Annotated in this window: 13 protein-coding genes and 1 rRNA gene; 5 read left to right on the top strand and 9 right to left on the bottom strand. The window is 23.8% G+C overall.

What is annotated here, in order from left to right; all coding sequences use genetic code 11:
- Positions 1 to 11 precede the first annotated feature (11 nt).
- Positions 12 to 734, bottom strand: a complete 723-nt coding sequence (locus tag T364_RS10515; RefSeq protein WP_051532649.1) for a DeoR/GlpR family DNA-binding transcription regulator — start codon at positions 732 to 734, stop codon at positions 12 to 14.
- A 145-nt stretch (positions 735 to 879) separates the two neighbouring features.
- On the opposite strand from T364_RS10515, the gene T364_RS0104750 reads away from it, so the two are divergent.
- From T364_RS0104750 to T364_RS0104760, 3 genes are all read left to right on the top strand, one after another.
- Positions 880 to 1,188 carry a La RNA-binding domain-containing protein gene (locus T364_RS0104750; RefSeq protein ID WP_027128556.1) on the top strand — a complete coding sequence of 103 codons (309 nt, stop codon included), beginning with the start codon at positions 880 to 882 and terminating at the stop codon, positions 1,186 to 1,188.
- A gap of 139 nt (positions 1,189 to 1,327) precedes the next feature.
- On the top strand, positions 1,328 to 2,191 hold the full coding sequence (locus T364_RS0104755) for a DUF2156 domain-containing protein (RefSeq protein WP_027128557.1): 864 nt from the start codon (positions 1,328 to 1,330) through the stop codon (positions 2,189 to 2,191).
- A 12-nt stretch (positions 2,192 to 2,203) separates the two neighbouring features.
- Positions 2,204 to 2,923 (top strand): MBL fold metallo-hydrolase, encoded by a 720-nt coding sequence (locus T364_RS0104760; protein WP_027128558.1) that lies wholly within the window; start codon positions 2,204 to 2,206, stop codon positions 2,921 to 2,923.
- Positions 2,924 to 3,123: 200 nt separating this feature from the next.
- On the opposite strand, the gene T364_RS0104765 is transcribed toward T364_RS0104760, so the two are convergent.
- The 8 genes from T364_RS0104765 to rpmH all read right to left on the bottom strand — a co-directional run bounded on the left by T364_RS0104765 (position 3,124) and on the right by rpmH (position 10,550).
- Positions 3,124 to 4,275: a GNAT family N-acetyltransferase gene (locus tag T364_RS0104765; RefSeq protein WP_035945369.1), complete on the bottom strand. Its 1,152-nt coding sequence runs from the start codon at positions 4,273 to 4,275 to the stop codon at positions 3,124 to 3,126.
- A gap of 399 nt (positions 4,276 to 4,674) precedes the next feature.
- On the bottom strand, positions 4,675 to 6,534 hold the full coding sequence (gene mnmG / locus T364_RS0104770; protein WP_027128560.1) for a tRNA uridine-5-carboxymethylaminomethyl(34) synthesis enzyme MnmG: 1,860 nt from the start codon (positions 6,532 to 6,534) through the stop codon (positions 4,675 to 4,677).
- Between the two features lie 390 nt (positions 6,535 to 6,924).
- Complete coding sequence (gene mnmE / locus T364_RS0104775; RefSeq protein WP_027128561.1) at positions 6,925 to 8,295, bottom strand: tRNA uridine-5-carboxymethylaminomethyl(34) synthesis GTPase MnmE; 1,371 nt, start codon at positions 8,293 to 8,295, stop codon at positions 6,925 to 6,927.
- A gap of 11 nt (positions 8,296 to 8,306) precedes the next feature.
- Complete coding sequence (locus tag T364_RS0104780) at positions 8,307 to 9,167, bottom strand: Jag family protein (RefSeq protein ID WP_027128562.1); 861 nt, start codon at positions 9,165 to 9,167, stop codon at positions 8,307 to 8,309.
- Between the two features lie 6 nt (positions 9,168 to 9,173).
- Complete coding sequence (locus T364_RS0104785) at positions 9,174 to 9,779, bottom strand: YidC/Oxa1 family membrane protein insertase (RefSeq protein WP_027128563.1); 606 nt, start codon at positions 9,777 to 9,779, stop codon at positions 9,174 to 9,176.
- Positions 9,780 to 10,016 (bottom strand): membrane protein insertion efficiency factor YidD, encoded by a 237-nt coding sequence (yidD, locus tag T364_RS0104790; protein ID WP_027128564.1) that lies wholly within the window; start codon positions 10,014 to 10,016, stop codon positions 9,780 to 9,782.
- 7 nt (positions 10,017 to 10,023) lie between these two features.
- Positions 10,024 to 10,365, bottom strand: a complete 342-nt coding sequence (gene rnpA / locus T364_RS0104795) for a ribonuclease P protein component (protein WP_027128565.1) — start codon at positions 10,363 to 10,365, stop codon at positions 10,024 to 10,026.
- Positions 10,366 to 10,412: 47 nt separating this feature from the next.
- Positions 10,413 to 10,550, bottom strand: coding sequence for a 50S ribosomal protein L34 (gene rpmH / locus T364_RS0104800; RefSeq protein WP_027128566.1), 138 nt, complete (start codon positions 10,548 to 10,550; stop codon positions 10,413 to 10,415).
- An 871-nt stretch (positions 10,551 to 11,421) separates the two neighbouring features.
- Between rpmH and T364_RS0104805 the strand changes: the two genes are divergently transcribed.
- The gene (locus tag T364_RS0104805; RefSeq protein ID WP_035945371.1) at positions 11,422 to 13,269 is read left to right on the top strand and encodes a hypothetical protein; all 1,848 of its coding nucleotides are present in this window, start codon (positions 11,422 to 11,424) and stop codon (positions 13,267 to 13,269) included.
- 1,163 nt (positions 13,270 to 14,432) lie between these two features.
- Positions 14,433 to 14,648: ribosomal RNA gene (locus tag T364_RS0104810) — 16S ribosomal RNA — on the top strand; the annotation flags it as partial.

A 14,648-nucleotide genomic window follows, 5' to 3' on the forward strand; every position in this document is an offset into this window, starting at 1 on the left:
AAGATATTCCATTAATTTTTTGTTTTTTCTGTTATTATACTGTCTATTTCTTTGATAGTTGTAAAGTTTACTCTTCCATCAATATTTAATTTTTGGCTTTCAATCAATATATATTTTTTCTTACTATTTCTTATTATTTCTTTTTTACAAATAGCATCATCTAAAAAGTACGTAGATATACTTTCTTCTTCCATATTTATTCCTGTAGCTCCTAAAAAAGCTATATCATATTTAAAGTTTTTTATTTGCTCTATAGAATAACTTCCTACAAATCCTTCTTTATTTTTATTATCTAATTTTCCCCCAATAAAAATAACTTCAACATCTGTATCAGCTTCTAAAAACTTTAATAATATCTCTATCATATTAGTGATTATTATTACTTTTAGTTTCGCCTCTATTATCATTTTACAAATTTCTATATTTATTGTAGAAATATCCAAAAATATAGTAGAATTTTCTTTTATCATAGAAAAAGCTTTTTCAGCTATTTTTTGTTTTTCCTTTGTAAGAATTTTTTTTCTGTCCTCAAGATTTAAAAATAAAAATTCATTTCTTGTTTTTACTGCTCCTCCATAAACTCTTTTTAATAATCCTTTTTTTTCAAGAATTGCTAAATCTTTTTTAATAGCATCTTCTGTTAAATTAAATCTATCACTTAAATCTTTTACTTTAATTTTTCCTTCTTTTTCTAAAGTAGAAATTATAAGTTGATGTCTTTCCTCTACAAACATATAACCTCCAAATTTTAATTTTTCTTTTTATTTAGTATAACATATTATTTTAAAAAAAACTTGAAAAAAATTATTTTTTATTATAAAATAATAAAAAATAATAATAAACAATAAAAAATAATAATAAATAAAATGGAGGATTTTTATGGAGATTAATACTTTGAAAATTTTTAATATCACTAAATTATTAGAGGATATTTCCAATAATGAAAAAACACATAAAGCTTACAATGATTTTATTAAAAAAAATAAAGATAAATCTTTATTAGATATAACTTCTATTTCTATTCTTTCAGAAAATCTAAATAATAAAAATTATACTGATACTATAATAACTTTAAGTAGTTTTTTAGGTAAAATTTGGAATTTAACAGAAATCTATTTTAGTGATTCTAATTTATCTAAAAAAGAATTTCTTATCAATCTAGTAGAAAAAAAACTTATTTTAAAATAAAAAGTATATTTTATTAATGTATATATACATTAATATTTTTTCTCTTTTGAATGAATTAAAAAATAGTTATATTTATAATTGACATATTAAATCTATTGGTATATATTATTAATATTGCATAATTAAGGTGGTGTTAGTATTGCTAAAAGATTTAACTATTGAGTCAAAAAGTGAGATTGATTCTTTTTTAAAATATAGATTTCAATTATCTGATTTAAATTTTACAAATTTATTTATTTGGAGCAAAAGTGAAAATATAAAATACTATATAGAAGATGAAACTCTTTTTATTAAAGGAAATTATATGGGAGAAGACTATTATTTTTCTCCTATTAGAAAAGATTTAGACTTTGAAAAATTAAGAATTGCTTTTAGAAAAATTGCTTCAATAAAAACTAAAATAGTATTTATTCCTTGTGAATATGGGGATATATTAAAAGATGAATTTAATCTTATAAAAGTAAGAGATACCTTTGATTACATCTACAATCAAAATGATTTAGGTGAATTAAAAGGAAGAAAATTCTCTCAAAAGAAAAATAAAATAAATCAATTTATGAAAAAGTTTAATTTTACCTATGAGAAAATCTCTGAAAAAAATATTAATGAGATTATAGAATTTCAAAATCAATGGCTTATAGAAAAAATTAACTCTGAACCTGAATCTAAAGAAATCTTAGAAGAGGAAAATTTAGGAATTAAAGAAATCTTAAAAAATTATTTTATATTAAATCTTCGTGGAGGATTAATAAGAGTTGATAATAAGCTTATTGGATATGCTATTGGAGAAAAAATAACAGAGGATATGGGAGTAATTCATATAGAAAAAGGAGATGTTAATTATTCTGGTATCTATCAAATGATAAATAAATTTGTGGCAAAGGAAGAATTTTCAGATATAAAATATCTTAATAGAGAAGATGATTTTGGAGTTGAAGGATTAAGAAAAGCCAAGATGTCTTATCACCCTATAAAACTTTTAGAAAAATATACTATGATGTAGTTGGAGGAATTTATGAAAATCTTTTATATATTTCACAGTGGTTTTGCTATAGAAATAGATAATTACAAATTTATTTTTGACTACTATTCTAAATATAAAAAAAATAATAGAAAATTTAAAATAGAAGATTTTATTATTGATAATAAGAATATTCTAGTTTTTTCATCTCATAGTCATAGTGACCATTTTGATGAGAAAATTCTTCAATGGAAAGATGTTAATCCAAATATTAAATATATTCTAAGTGATGATATTAAAATAAATTCAAAAGATTTTAATTGTTATTTTGTAAAAGAAGGGGATATATTAAAAATTGATGATATTGAGATAAAAGTTTTCGGTTCTACTGATTTAGGAGTTTCATTTTTTGTAAAATATAAAGATAAAACTTTCTTCCATTCAGGAGATTTAAATTGGTGGTATTGGGCAGATGACACAAAAGAGGAAGAAGAATATATGAGAAATCTATATTTTGATAAAATTCAAGCTATTGAAAACTCTCTAAAAGCTGAAACTATAGACTATCTTTTCTACCCTGTTGACCCAAGACTTGAAGAATTTGGTTTTTTAGGTGTTGAATACTTCTTACAAAAATTAAAAATAAAAAATCTTATACCTATCCATATGTTCCGTAAATATAACTTTGTAGATAAATTAGAACCAAAACTAAAAAATATATCTATCATCAAAACCAAAGAGGAAAACTCTTTAATCTTAGAAACTGAAAATTAAGAAATAATCATTGTTTATCCTTGTATTCCTATATAGTTAATATAAATTACACAATTTCTTCATAATTTTTTCTGCCTCATTTTACTATATTTTGAGGCAGAAAACAATAATATGGTGCATTAAATCTAAAAAGTTAATAAAAAAGGGAGATTATTGTTCTATAACAAAAAATTTACAATATCTCCTTTTTATAATACTTTTTACTGATAATCTTGAATATAGTTTTTTCCTGATATAACTACTTTTTTTAACTCCTCTAAAGCCTTATTATTTTTCACTTGAATTTTTTCTAAAAATACCAACTCATCTATAGTAAGTTGACCAAATAAAAGTGAAGATAAATCACCTATATTTATTTTAATATCCCAATCGTTAGATTTTTCAAAAGTGATTTTTCCCTCACTATTAAATTTATAAATTCCGTTATTTTCTTCTATTATATTATCTTCTATAAAAATATTAATGTTCATATACCTATTTTTTATCATTTTAAATACTGCTATAGGATTTAAAATTCTCCCCATAATAAATGGGTATTTTTCTTTAGTTACAGCATTTTGATTTAAAAAATAATAATCTAAAATATTATCATCAGGATTTTTTATTACAACTTCTGAATAATACTCTTTAAAAGTTTTTACAAAAGCAAGTAAATTTTCTATAGTCTTTTTATCTACTCCAAATATTTCTCTAATCTCAATCTTTTCTTTTCTATAGATAACTATATAACCTTTTATTTCTTCCCCTAAATAGATAGAATAAATCTCTCCTCTATCATTTCTAATTTCTCCTATCCATTTTTTATAGTATTCTCTATCTCTTTCTACATAGGTATTAAAATTTTTCATTCTCTCCTTATATACTTTGTTTAAATCTAAATAATCTCTATCAATATGAATTTTTTTTATATTATAATTTCTATCTATTTTATTATAGGGAATTTCATTAATTTTCATAGAATATTTTACCAAATTACTTATATATTCAAAGCCGTATTTTCTATATATCATTGGATTTATAGGGCAAAGATAGAAAAATTCCATTCCTTTATGTCTATTATCAATAATACAACTTTTTATCAATCTATCCATATAACCTTTTCCCCTATATTCTGGCAAAACCCCTACACCAACAATATAGATAGAATTAAATACATTTCCATTTATATTTAATTTATATGGATTTTCATGAAGTGAAGCTTTAATGTCGTTATCTTCTTCTAATACCAAAAATTTATCTTTATTATATAGATTACTAAAATAAAATTCTCTCTCCTCATCAGAATCTAAAAAACACTCTTTCCAAATAACTTTAGCTTTTTCAAAATCTTTATCTAATCCATATCTTATCATTGATATTCTCCTTTTTATATTTTTCTATATTATAATTTAAGTAAGAGAAAAAATCTATTATAAATTATTTTATTTTAATTATAAATTTTATTTTTATTCATATACATATTTTTTTCATAAAAGTTTTTAATATGAATTTAACATTATTACTTATTTTTCATTACCATCTAAATTTTATTTTCTAAAAGGCTATTTTATAGGAAAATTATATGAAAATCTATTTTTTATTTTTATTTATATACACATTTTATTTCTTTAATTTAATTCATTTTACATAAAATTAATTCAAGATTTAAAAATTAAAATATAACTTTTATAACTAAAACTTTCCACTCAAAAAATAAAAAAAGACTACCACACAATATATGGTAGTCTAAATTTTATTTTTGACTATATACATTATTTTTTATTTATATTTCCTAATAATATAGCTATATCGTTTCCTGTTACTCCACTTATTCTACTAGCTTCTCCTATTGAGAGTGGTCTTACTTCACAAAGTCCAGCTCTAGCTATATTTGATATACCTTGTATATTTTCAAAATCAAAATCTTTAGGTATCATTATACCCTCTAATCTTTTGAATTTTTCAATTTGTTCCATCTCTCTTTTAATAAATATATCGTATTTAGTTATTGTTTCAATTTGACTTCTTACAAACTTAGGATAATTTTCTATATCTAAACCTAATTCTTTAGCCATATCCTCATAAGTTAACTCTTTAAATTTAAGTAACTCATTAGCTGTAATTCCCTTAGTAAGTTTTTTATCAGAACCATATTTTTCTAATATCTCATTGGCCAATCTCATAGGTACTTTTACCTCTTTTAAATGTTCTACTTCTTTTAAAACATTTGCTTTAGCCTCTTTTAACATCTCTATTTTATCTTCTGATAAAAGTCCTATTTCAATAGCTTTATCCAAAAGTCTCATAAATCCATTATCAAATCTTAAAGTTAATCTATATTCTGACCTAGATGGTAAAGCTCTATAAGGTTCTGGAGTTTTCTTATGAATAATATCATCTATTAAAACACCAATATATCCCTCACTTCTATCAATTATTACAGGGTCTTTTCCCATAGTCTTTCTAGCAGCGTTAACACCAGCTATAAATCCTTGAGCAGCTGCCTCTTCATAACCAGAAGTACCATTTATTTGTCCAGCTGTAAATAATCCTTCTACAATTTTATTTTCAAGACTTGGATACATTTGATAAGCTGGTATATAATCATATTCTACAGCATAACCATATCTCATTACTTTGGCATTCTCAAGCCCAGCTATTGTTTTTAATATAGCATCTTGAGCAAAAGGAGGCATAGCTGTTGTAAGTCCATTTACATAAAGTTCATTTGATTCACTTGACTCTAACTCTAAGAAAATTTGATGATTTTTCTTTTCTGGGAAGTTAAGAACTTTTCTATCAATAGATGGACAATGTCTAGGTCCGTGAGTTTCTATAATTCCAGATACTATTGGAGAATATTTAAGTAATTCTTGTATAGTTTCAATAGTTTTTTCAGTTGTATGAGTAAGCCAAGTAGGTACTACATTATTTTCCTCTTTTTCAGTAAATAAAGAGAAATATCTAGGGTGTCTTTCTCCCTCTAATTCCTCCATTTTAGAAAAATCTACTGTCTTTTTATCAAGTCTAGGAGGTGTAGCTGTTTGATATCTCTCCATATGAATTCCAGCTTTTATAATACTATCAGAAAGCTTTTCAGCTGCTTTTTCTCCTTGTCTTCCACCTACATACTCAATATCTCCTATAACTATTCTCCCATTTAAGAAAGTTCCTGTAGCTAAAACAACAGCTTTAGAATAGTATCTAAGCCCTAAAGAAGTTACAACCCCTTTTATTTTTCCGTCCTCTACTATGATTTCATCTACACTTTCTTGTAATGAATCTAAATTATCAGTAGATTCTACTAAATCTTTCATTTTAACTCTATATAGATATTTATCAGCCTGTCCTCTTGTTATTCTAGCAGCAGGACCTTTACTTGTATTTAAGTCTTTTAGTTGAAGATTATATTTATCAATATGTCTTCCCATCTCTCCACCTAAAATATCAAGTTCAGCCACTAAATTACTTTTTCCAGGACCACCGATTGATGGATTACAAGACATCATTGAAATTGTATCTAAAGATAAAGTTATAAGTAAAGTTTTTCTTCCAAGTCTAGCAGAAGCAAGGGCTGCCTCAACACCTCCATGACCTCCACCAACAACTATAACGTCATATAAATTTTCCATTTATGTTTCTCCTTACAAATTTTATTAATGTATATATACATTAATAATTATTCTTAATATCCAAATGCTCTTTCTATGTTTCTAAAGTAAAATTTCCATGATTAAAAAATATTTTTATAATAACTAAATATAAATTAAAAATTATGTAATTTATGGAGAAAAGTTAGATTAACTTAGTTATATCGAACGTAAAAAAACACAACTGTTTGAGCAAAGCGAGTTTTGTGTTTTTAGTGAGATAAACTCTAGTTAATCAACTTTTTGGAATATGTAATAATTTTTAATTTTATTTATAATATATTTTCAATTACGAAAATTTTATTTTTTAATAATTTTTAAGTTAACAAACAATAAAATAAGGACTATTAATAATAACAGCCCTTAATTTTTCTATTTACCTACACAGAAATTACTAAATATATGGTCTAATAAATCTTCACTAGATATCTCTCCAGTTACCTCTGATAATGAATCCATAGCGTCGTTTAAATCTACAGCTATTAAATCCATTGGGTAACCCATATCCATTGTTTCAAAAATATTTTCTATAGCTTGCTTTGTTTTTTCAAGAGCTGATTTATGTCTTATATTTGTGATTATAAGCTTTTCAGAACTATCTTCAATATTTTCAGATAGGATAAAATTATAAATTTCATTTTCAAGATTTTCTATACCGATATTTTCAAGAGCTGATATCTCTATCCACTTCTTAACCTTAGTTAGAGAAGTTATATCCAATTTTCTCTCAATATCTATCTTATTTAGTATTCCTATTACTTTTTCACTTTGGATATTTTCATATATTTCTTTATCTTCTTCAGATAACTCTCTTGAAGAATCCATTACAAACAATACTAAATCTGCTTCTTGTAAAACTTTTTTAGATTTTTGAACCCCAATATTTTCAACTTCATCTTGAGTTTCTCTAATTCCAGCTGTATCTACCATTACTAATGGTATTCCTTTAATATTAATAATTTCCTCTATTGTATCTCTTGTAGTACCAGCAATACTTGTTACTATTGCTCTTTCCTCTCTTAAAATTGAGTTTAAAAGGCTAGATTTTCCAACATTAGGCTTTCCGACAATAGCTGTTTTTATACCCTCTTTTATCATCTTACCTTTATCATATGATTCTACAAGTTTTGTTATTGTATCATGTACATTATGTAAATCTCTTACAAGATTATCTGGCATTGGCTCATCTACACCTTCCTCTGGATAATCTAAGACTACATTAACATGAGCAGCTACATCTAAAAGTATCTTTTTAAGATGAGCTATTTGTTCTTTTAAATCTCCTCTCAAATTGTTTAAAGAAAGAGATATACTTTTTTCTGTTTTTCCATGGATTAAATCTATTACAGCTTCAGCCTGAGTCAAATCAAGTCTTCCATTTAAAAAAGCTCTTCTTGTAAACTCACCAGGTTCAGCTATTTTACATCCATTTTTTAATACTAATTCCAACACTTTTTCAGTTATTAAATATCCACCATGGCAATTTATCTCTACAATATCCTCTCTAGTATAAGTATTAGGCCCTTTCATAACAGATACCAATACTTCATCTACTAAAATATCCTTATCATAAATATGTCCATAATTGATTGTATAACTTTTTATATCTTCAACTTTTTTTTGAGATTTAGGCTTAAAAATTTTTCCTAATATCTCAATAGCTTTATCTCCAGATAATCTAACTATACCTATTCCACCTTCACCACGAGGTGTAGATATAGCAGCGATAGTATCAAACATTATACCTCACCTACTTATCTTTTTCTCTTAATAATAATATATCTTTTTGGGTCTTTTCCTTCACTATAAGTATCTAATTCTGGGTATTGATTGATAATTTCGTGAATTATCTTTCTTTCTCTAGGAGGCATAGGATTTAATCTTATAGTTTTTCTACTTTTAATAGCTTTTATAGCCATTTTATTAGCTAATTCTACTAAAGTTTCATTTCTTTTTTCTTTAAATCCTTCTACATCAATCTCTATTCTAACTTCTTTTATAAGAGAGTTTAATAGATATTCAAAACTATTTAAAGTTTTTCCTTTTTTACCAATAATAATCCCTTTATCTTCTCCAGAAAGGTTAATTACATAGTTTCTTCCAATAGTTCCTGTAAATTCTACATTTAAGTTTAATCCCATATTTTTGATTAACTCTCTTGTAGAAGTTAATATTTTTTCTACAATTTCCTCTTTTGGCTCTACATTAACTATTACTTTTTCAACTTCTTCCTCTTTTTTTTCATTAACTATAGCTACTTTAACTGGTTTTTCTTTTTTCTCTAAAGGTTTTTTAGCTTTTCTTTCATTTCTTTCTTTTCTTAAATCTCTAGCAGTATGTCTTTCATCAATTGGTTCTACTTCAATGACTTTTTCCTCTACTACTTTAACTTCTTCTACAACTTCCTCTTTTGCTTCTTCTTTTTTTAATTCATCTAAAGAAGTTACATAAGTTACATCATAGACACCTTCTTTAGAAAATAATCCTAAAAAAGATTTACTTTTTACTTTCTCTATAACATCTATAATTTGTTCTTCTGATATACTTAAAACTCTTGCAGCTCTTTTTTTAGCTTCTTCACTGTTCATAGCTTTTACTTCTATAACTTCTGCCATAAAAAACTACTCTCCTTTTTTCATAACGAAATATTGTTGTATAACCCCTGTTAAACTTGATACTAACCAATATAATTGTAATCCACCAGGCATTTTATAAGAAATAAATACCATCATTATAGGGAACATATACATCATATTTTTCATTTGAGGATTGTCGCTGCTTCCCATAACTTTTTGTTGTACAAATGATACTACTCCATTTAATATTGGTAATACAAAATATGGGTCTGGAGTTACTAATGAAAACCATAAGAAAGACTCATCTGGTACAACTCCTTCTTTTCTTAATACACCGAATAAAGCCCATAAAATAGGTAATTGAATAAGAATAGGTAGACATCCACCTGCTGGATTAACTTTATGTTCCTTATAAAGTTCCATTGTTTTTTGATTCATTAATTGAGGGTCAGAACCATATTTCTTTTTAATCTCCTCAATTTTTGGTTGTAATTTCTTCATCTCTTTCATTGACTTATCTTGTTTTAATGTAAGAGGTAATAATACAATCTTAATAAATATTGTAAGTAATATAATTGCTACTCCAAAATTTCCTGTCATTCCATGAAACATAACTAAAAGCTTCTCAAATATTGCGTATAAAAAACTCATCTACCTTTTCTCCTTATTATTTTTTAATTCTGGCACTGGGTCATATCCCCCTTGACTATAAGGGTGACATCTTAATATTCTCTTTATCCCTAAAAAACCTCCTCTTATTATACCATATTTTTCAATAGCTTCATAGGTATAAGCTGAACAAGTTGGGATAAATATACAATTTTTACCTAAAAAAGGGGATAAGAACTTTTGATATCCCTTAATTAATAGTAAAACTATTTTTTTCAAAATTAATTTAATCTTTAAAAAGCTTTGCTTTACTAAAAACTTTATCAAGATCTTCTTTCATCTCCTGGAACTTTAGTTCCTTAAATTTTTCTCCTGCGTTTTTCTTACCAACAAAAATAACATCATACCCTTTTTGTATTTTATCTTCAGAACTTCTATAATATTCTCTAAACAATCTTTTTATTCTATTTCTACAAACAGCATTTCCAATTTTTTTACTAGCTACGAAGCCACATCTATTATATTCTAAATTATTCTTTAAAAAAAATACAAGGGAATAAATTCCATAAGTTTTCTTTCCATAATTATAAACTTTTTGAAATTCAGCATTTTTCACTAACTTTTCCATAATAACTCCATTATTTCAAAAAACCCGGTGATTTGCTACACCGGGTTCTATGCTGATAATTTTTTTCTTCCTTTAGCTCTTCTTCTTTTTAATACTTGTCTTCCACCTTTAGTTTTCATTCTTGCTCTAAATCCGTGGTCTTTTTTGTATTTTCTATTATTTGGTTGATATGTATGGAATTTCATCTCTAAAAATTCACCTCCTAAAAACTTTCTATATTACAGTATATTATTTTAAAAGAAAAAATCAATTTTGTCAAGTATATTTATTATTATTTTTATATTTTTCTAAAAATCTCTAAAAAAATTTTAAAAATAAAAAACAAAAAAAAACAACAGCTCTTTTAGTTGTTTTTTGTTATTATGTTTATATGTATAATGTATAGACTAAGTCTTAAAAAAAAAATTAAATATTCATTGAATTTCAACAATTAAAAAAAATTTTTTATTATTCATCATATACAAAAATTTTTATATTGATTTATAAAGCTAGTTTAAAAATTCTTATTAAAAGAATCTAATAATATCAATAATTTATTTCAACAAAAAAATATTATTGAATATATACACAAAAAAGTAACTTGATTTTTCTAAATTTTAGAAAACCATAAAATTTTTTATATAATAGTTTCAATGATTTACCGAAACAAAAAAATATTATTGAGTATATACAAAAATTTTTATATTGATTTTTAAAGCTTAGAAAAAAATGTAAATGAGATTTTCTTTGCTACTAAAGAATTTTATAAAAATATTAATTATTATTGAGAGTATACATAAAAATTATTATATGAATTTCTGTATTTTCAAGGATTTTACATATAATTCATCTAAGAAAAATATATCTTCGAAACAACATATTTAATATTTAAAATAAGCATTTTATTAAAATAAGAAAAATCAAATATATAAATTATTATTGAGCATAAACATATTTTTATAAATTTTTCAAAAAAAACTTGTAATAAAATATAATTAGATTTATAATATGATACCTAAGAAAAATTATTAATGATGATATACATATAAAAATCAATGATAATAGGAGCTGTATTATATGGGTAATATAAAAAAGAATCAAGAAGATGAAGATATATTAGAAAGTTTTAATATTGTTTCGTCAGGTTCCCTTATAGAAGACATCAATAAAATGGATATGAAGATGAAAAATCTTCCTGATATTGAAGTTAAAGAGGTTGTTATTCAGGGAGCTGGAAACTTTTTAAATCTTCAAGGGAATATTATAAATATTCCTGTTGAAATGATAGTATTTCCTTTTTTCACACCTCAAAAACAAAATAAGAGAATTAACTTCCAATACTCTTTTGAGGATTTAGGGGTTACTATGTATTGTACTTTAGTTGCTAAAGACAATAATGATATGGTTTATCAGCCATCTATGTTTGAAGAAAAGATATATAATTTCCTAATATGTATGTATGAAGGAAAAAAAGATTCTCCTACAGAAGAAGGGGAATATATAGAATTTGAAATTTCAGATTTTATAGTTAACTTTTTAGGAAATAAAATGAATAGAGTCTATTATACCAAAGTTGAACAAGCTCTTAAAAACTTAAAAAGTACTGAATATCAGTTCGTTGTTTCAAATCATACAAAATTTGGTAAATATAGATTTGAAGATGAAGAATTTAAGCTTCTTACTTACCAAAAATTAAAAAAAGGAAAAAAAGTATTTTATAGGGTTTTATTAAATAAAAATATAAGACAAAAAATAAAAGATAAAAGATATATTAAATATAATTCAAAGGCTCTTATGGAAATCATTACAAAAGACCCTATAGCTGGTAGAATTTATAAATACATAAGTAAAATTAGATATGAAGAAACAGATGGACGTATAAACCTAAGAACATTAGCAGCTATTATACCTCTTAGAATGGAACAAGAAACTGAAAGAACTACCAAGGCAGGAGAAACCAAAACTTATGTTTTAAATAGAGCTAAACAGGTATTAAAAAGAGTTTTAAAAGCCTTTGATATATTGGTTGAATTGGGATATATATTAGAATATTCCTATGATGAATCTAAAAAAGAGGATACTTACTATATCAATTATACTTTCAATCTTGAAAAAGATGGAGAATGTCATATTTCTACTTTCATAGAAACTAATAAAACGAAAGTGCTTACAAATAAAAATAAAAATACTTCATCTAAAGTTGAAAAAACTAAATCTAATTCTAAAGAAATATTAGATATAGATGATATAGAATACAGTGATGACATTCAAGAAGCAGAGATTATAGAAGTAAAAGAAAAACCTAAAAAAGAAAAAGCTAAACCAAAATCTGACCCTTATAAAGATTTGCCAATGTCTTTAGTTGAGCTTATTCACAAAGCTAAGAGAAATATCTATGCTTCAAGGTCATGGGATAAAAGAACAGATACTAAAATTAGAAAAATTTATAATGAGGACGGAGAAGAATTAGCTGCAGAAGTTTTAAAAATTATTTATAAAAACTTAAATAAAAATGTTAGAACTACTCTTGTTCAATATATAAATGGTATCTTAAAAAATATAGATAAAGGTGAATTTACTGAAAAACAAAATCTAACTTTATTTAATAACGAAGTTAAAGAAAAAACAATTATCAGTAAGAAGAAAATAAAACAAGCTAGAAAAAGTATAAAAAAATCTGTAATATCAGATATTAATACATTAAAAGGAGATGTTGATATACCAAATGATATTAGAGATATAATCGAAGAATTTGAAAAATTAGATGATTATGAAAAATTAAAAGTAGAAGAAGAGGCTATTAAACTTTGTTCTAATGATACAGGAACAGATGAAAAATTCCTTCTACTTATGAAAAATACTTCAAAACTTATATATTTAAATACTATAAAGAAATATATAGGTCAAGTTTTAGAAAAGAAATAAATTTTAACATTTATCTATAAACTTAAGAGTTGTTTTAAATAATATTATTTTTAGCTTTTCTTTTCTAAATAAATTATAATAATCAAAAAAATTCATTTATAATTATATAGTTTATAAATTATAATAACTTCAATATTATTCATAAAATTTATAGATTTTAAATTATATTTTAAAAACATAATTTACATTCAATTAAAAATATTAAAATTTATAAAATAATAAAAGTTTATAAGATTATTCTAATTATACTAAAGAATATTCTTCATAATATATAAATTAATAAAAAACTGGTGTAGTTAATAAAGTTTTTATTTGGCACCAGTTTTTTTATATCCATAAAAATTATAATTTGATTTTTAATAAAAATATTAAGAAATAAAGTATTTTTAATAGAAAAAATTTAATATAACTAAATAGATAATTTAAGTAAATCTTTTTTATGTTCCTTAACTTTTTTATTGAGTTTTTAATAGAATTTATAAAATATTATCTAAATTATTAATATTTAAACAATTAAAAAACATAAATATAATAAAACTTATTATTTTAATAAAATTAAGTATAATACAATTTAAATTAAAAAATATTTAAAGTGGTTACTTGAGAATTTATGTTATAAAATAAAACTTATTTTTATTAGAAATTGTTTTTGTAATTATCTTTTTAAAAATTATACTTAATCAAAAAAATTTTTATTAATTAGTTCTTCCTATAAATTGATAAAGTACCTATAAATAAAAAATATTCATTATTAATACTTTTAATATTTTATAAAATCTACATAAGCCAGTAATACTATTTTAGATTAAAATATTTTTATAAGTTCTAAAGAAAAAATAGTAAATGAATAAATAAAAATAAATTTATAAATTAACTATTAAAAATAAGATTTTAATGACTTTTATAAAAAACTATCCAAATTATTTTTTTAGAATAATTGATAAAAATCTAATAATTTCAATATAAAATAAAAAAATCAAAAAAAAATAAAAAAAACTATTGACGGAATTTAAAAAAAGTGGTATGATATTTCTTGTCCACAAGAAGGACATCTAAAAAGGACATTAACAACAGAATAGAGATATATGACAAGCAAACAACCATATTTTGGTGTTTAATAACGGTAAGTGTTAATAATTGACCTAGTCAATAAATATAAAGTTTTAATGAAGAGTTTGATCCTGGCTCAGGATGAACGCTGACAGAATGCTTAACACATGCAAGTCTACTTGAATTCACTTCGGTGATAGTAAGGTGGCGGACGGGTGAGTAACACGTAAAGAACTTGCCTTGTAGTCTGGGACAACTATTGGAAACGATAGCTAATACCGGATATTATGATTTTATCGCATGATAAGATTATGAAAGCTATATGCGCT

Source organism: Fusobacterium perfoetens ATCC 29250 (assembly GCF_000622245.1).
In the GTDB taxonomy this organism is placed as follows: Bacteria; Fusobacteriota; Fusobacteriia; order Fusobacteriales; family Fusobacteriaceae; genus Fusobacterium_B; species Fusobacterium_B perfoetens.

Coding starts and splice junctions, on each gene's coding strand:
- T364_RS10515 (WP_051532649.1), bottom strand. CDS start 734: ATGTTTGTAGAGGAAAGACATCAACTTATAATTTCTACTTTAGAAAAA.
- T364_RS0104750 (WP_027128556.1), top strand. CDS start 880: ATGGAGATTAATACTTTGAAAATTTTTAATATCACTAAATTATTAGAG.
- T364_RS0104760 (WP_027128558.1), top strand. CDS start 2,204: ATGAAAATCTTTTATATATTTCACAGTGGTTTTGCTATAGAAATAGAT.
- T364_RS0104765 (WP_035945369.1), bottom strand. CDS start 4,275: ATGATAAGATATGGATTAGATAAAGATTTTGAAAAAGCTAAAGTTATT.
- mnmG (WP_027128560.1), bottom strand. CDS start 6,534: ATGGAAAATTTATATGACGTTATAGTTGTTGGTGGAGGTCATGGAGGT.
- T364_RS0104780 (WP_027128562.1), bottom strand. CDS start 9,167: ATGGCAGAAGTTATAGAAGTAAAAGCTATGAACAGTGAAGAAGCTAAA.
- T364_RS0104785 (WP_027128563.1), bottom strand. CDS start 9,779: ATGAGTTTTTTATACGCAATATTTGAGAAGCTTTTAGTTATGTTTCAT.
- rnpA (WP_027128565.1), bottom strand. CDS start 10,365: ATGGAAAAGTTAGTGAAAAATGCTGAATTTCAAAAAGTTTATAATTAT.
- rpmH (WP_027128566.1), bottom strand. CDS start 10,550: ATGAAATTCCATACATATCAACCAAATAATAGAAAATACAAAAAAGAC.
- T364_RS0104805 (WP_035945371.1), top strand. CDS start 11,422: ATGGGTAATATAAAAAAGAATCAAGAAGATGAAGATATATTAGAAAGT.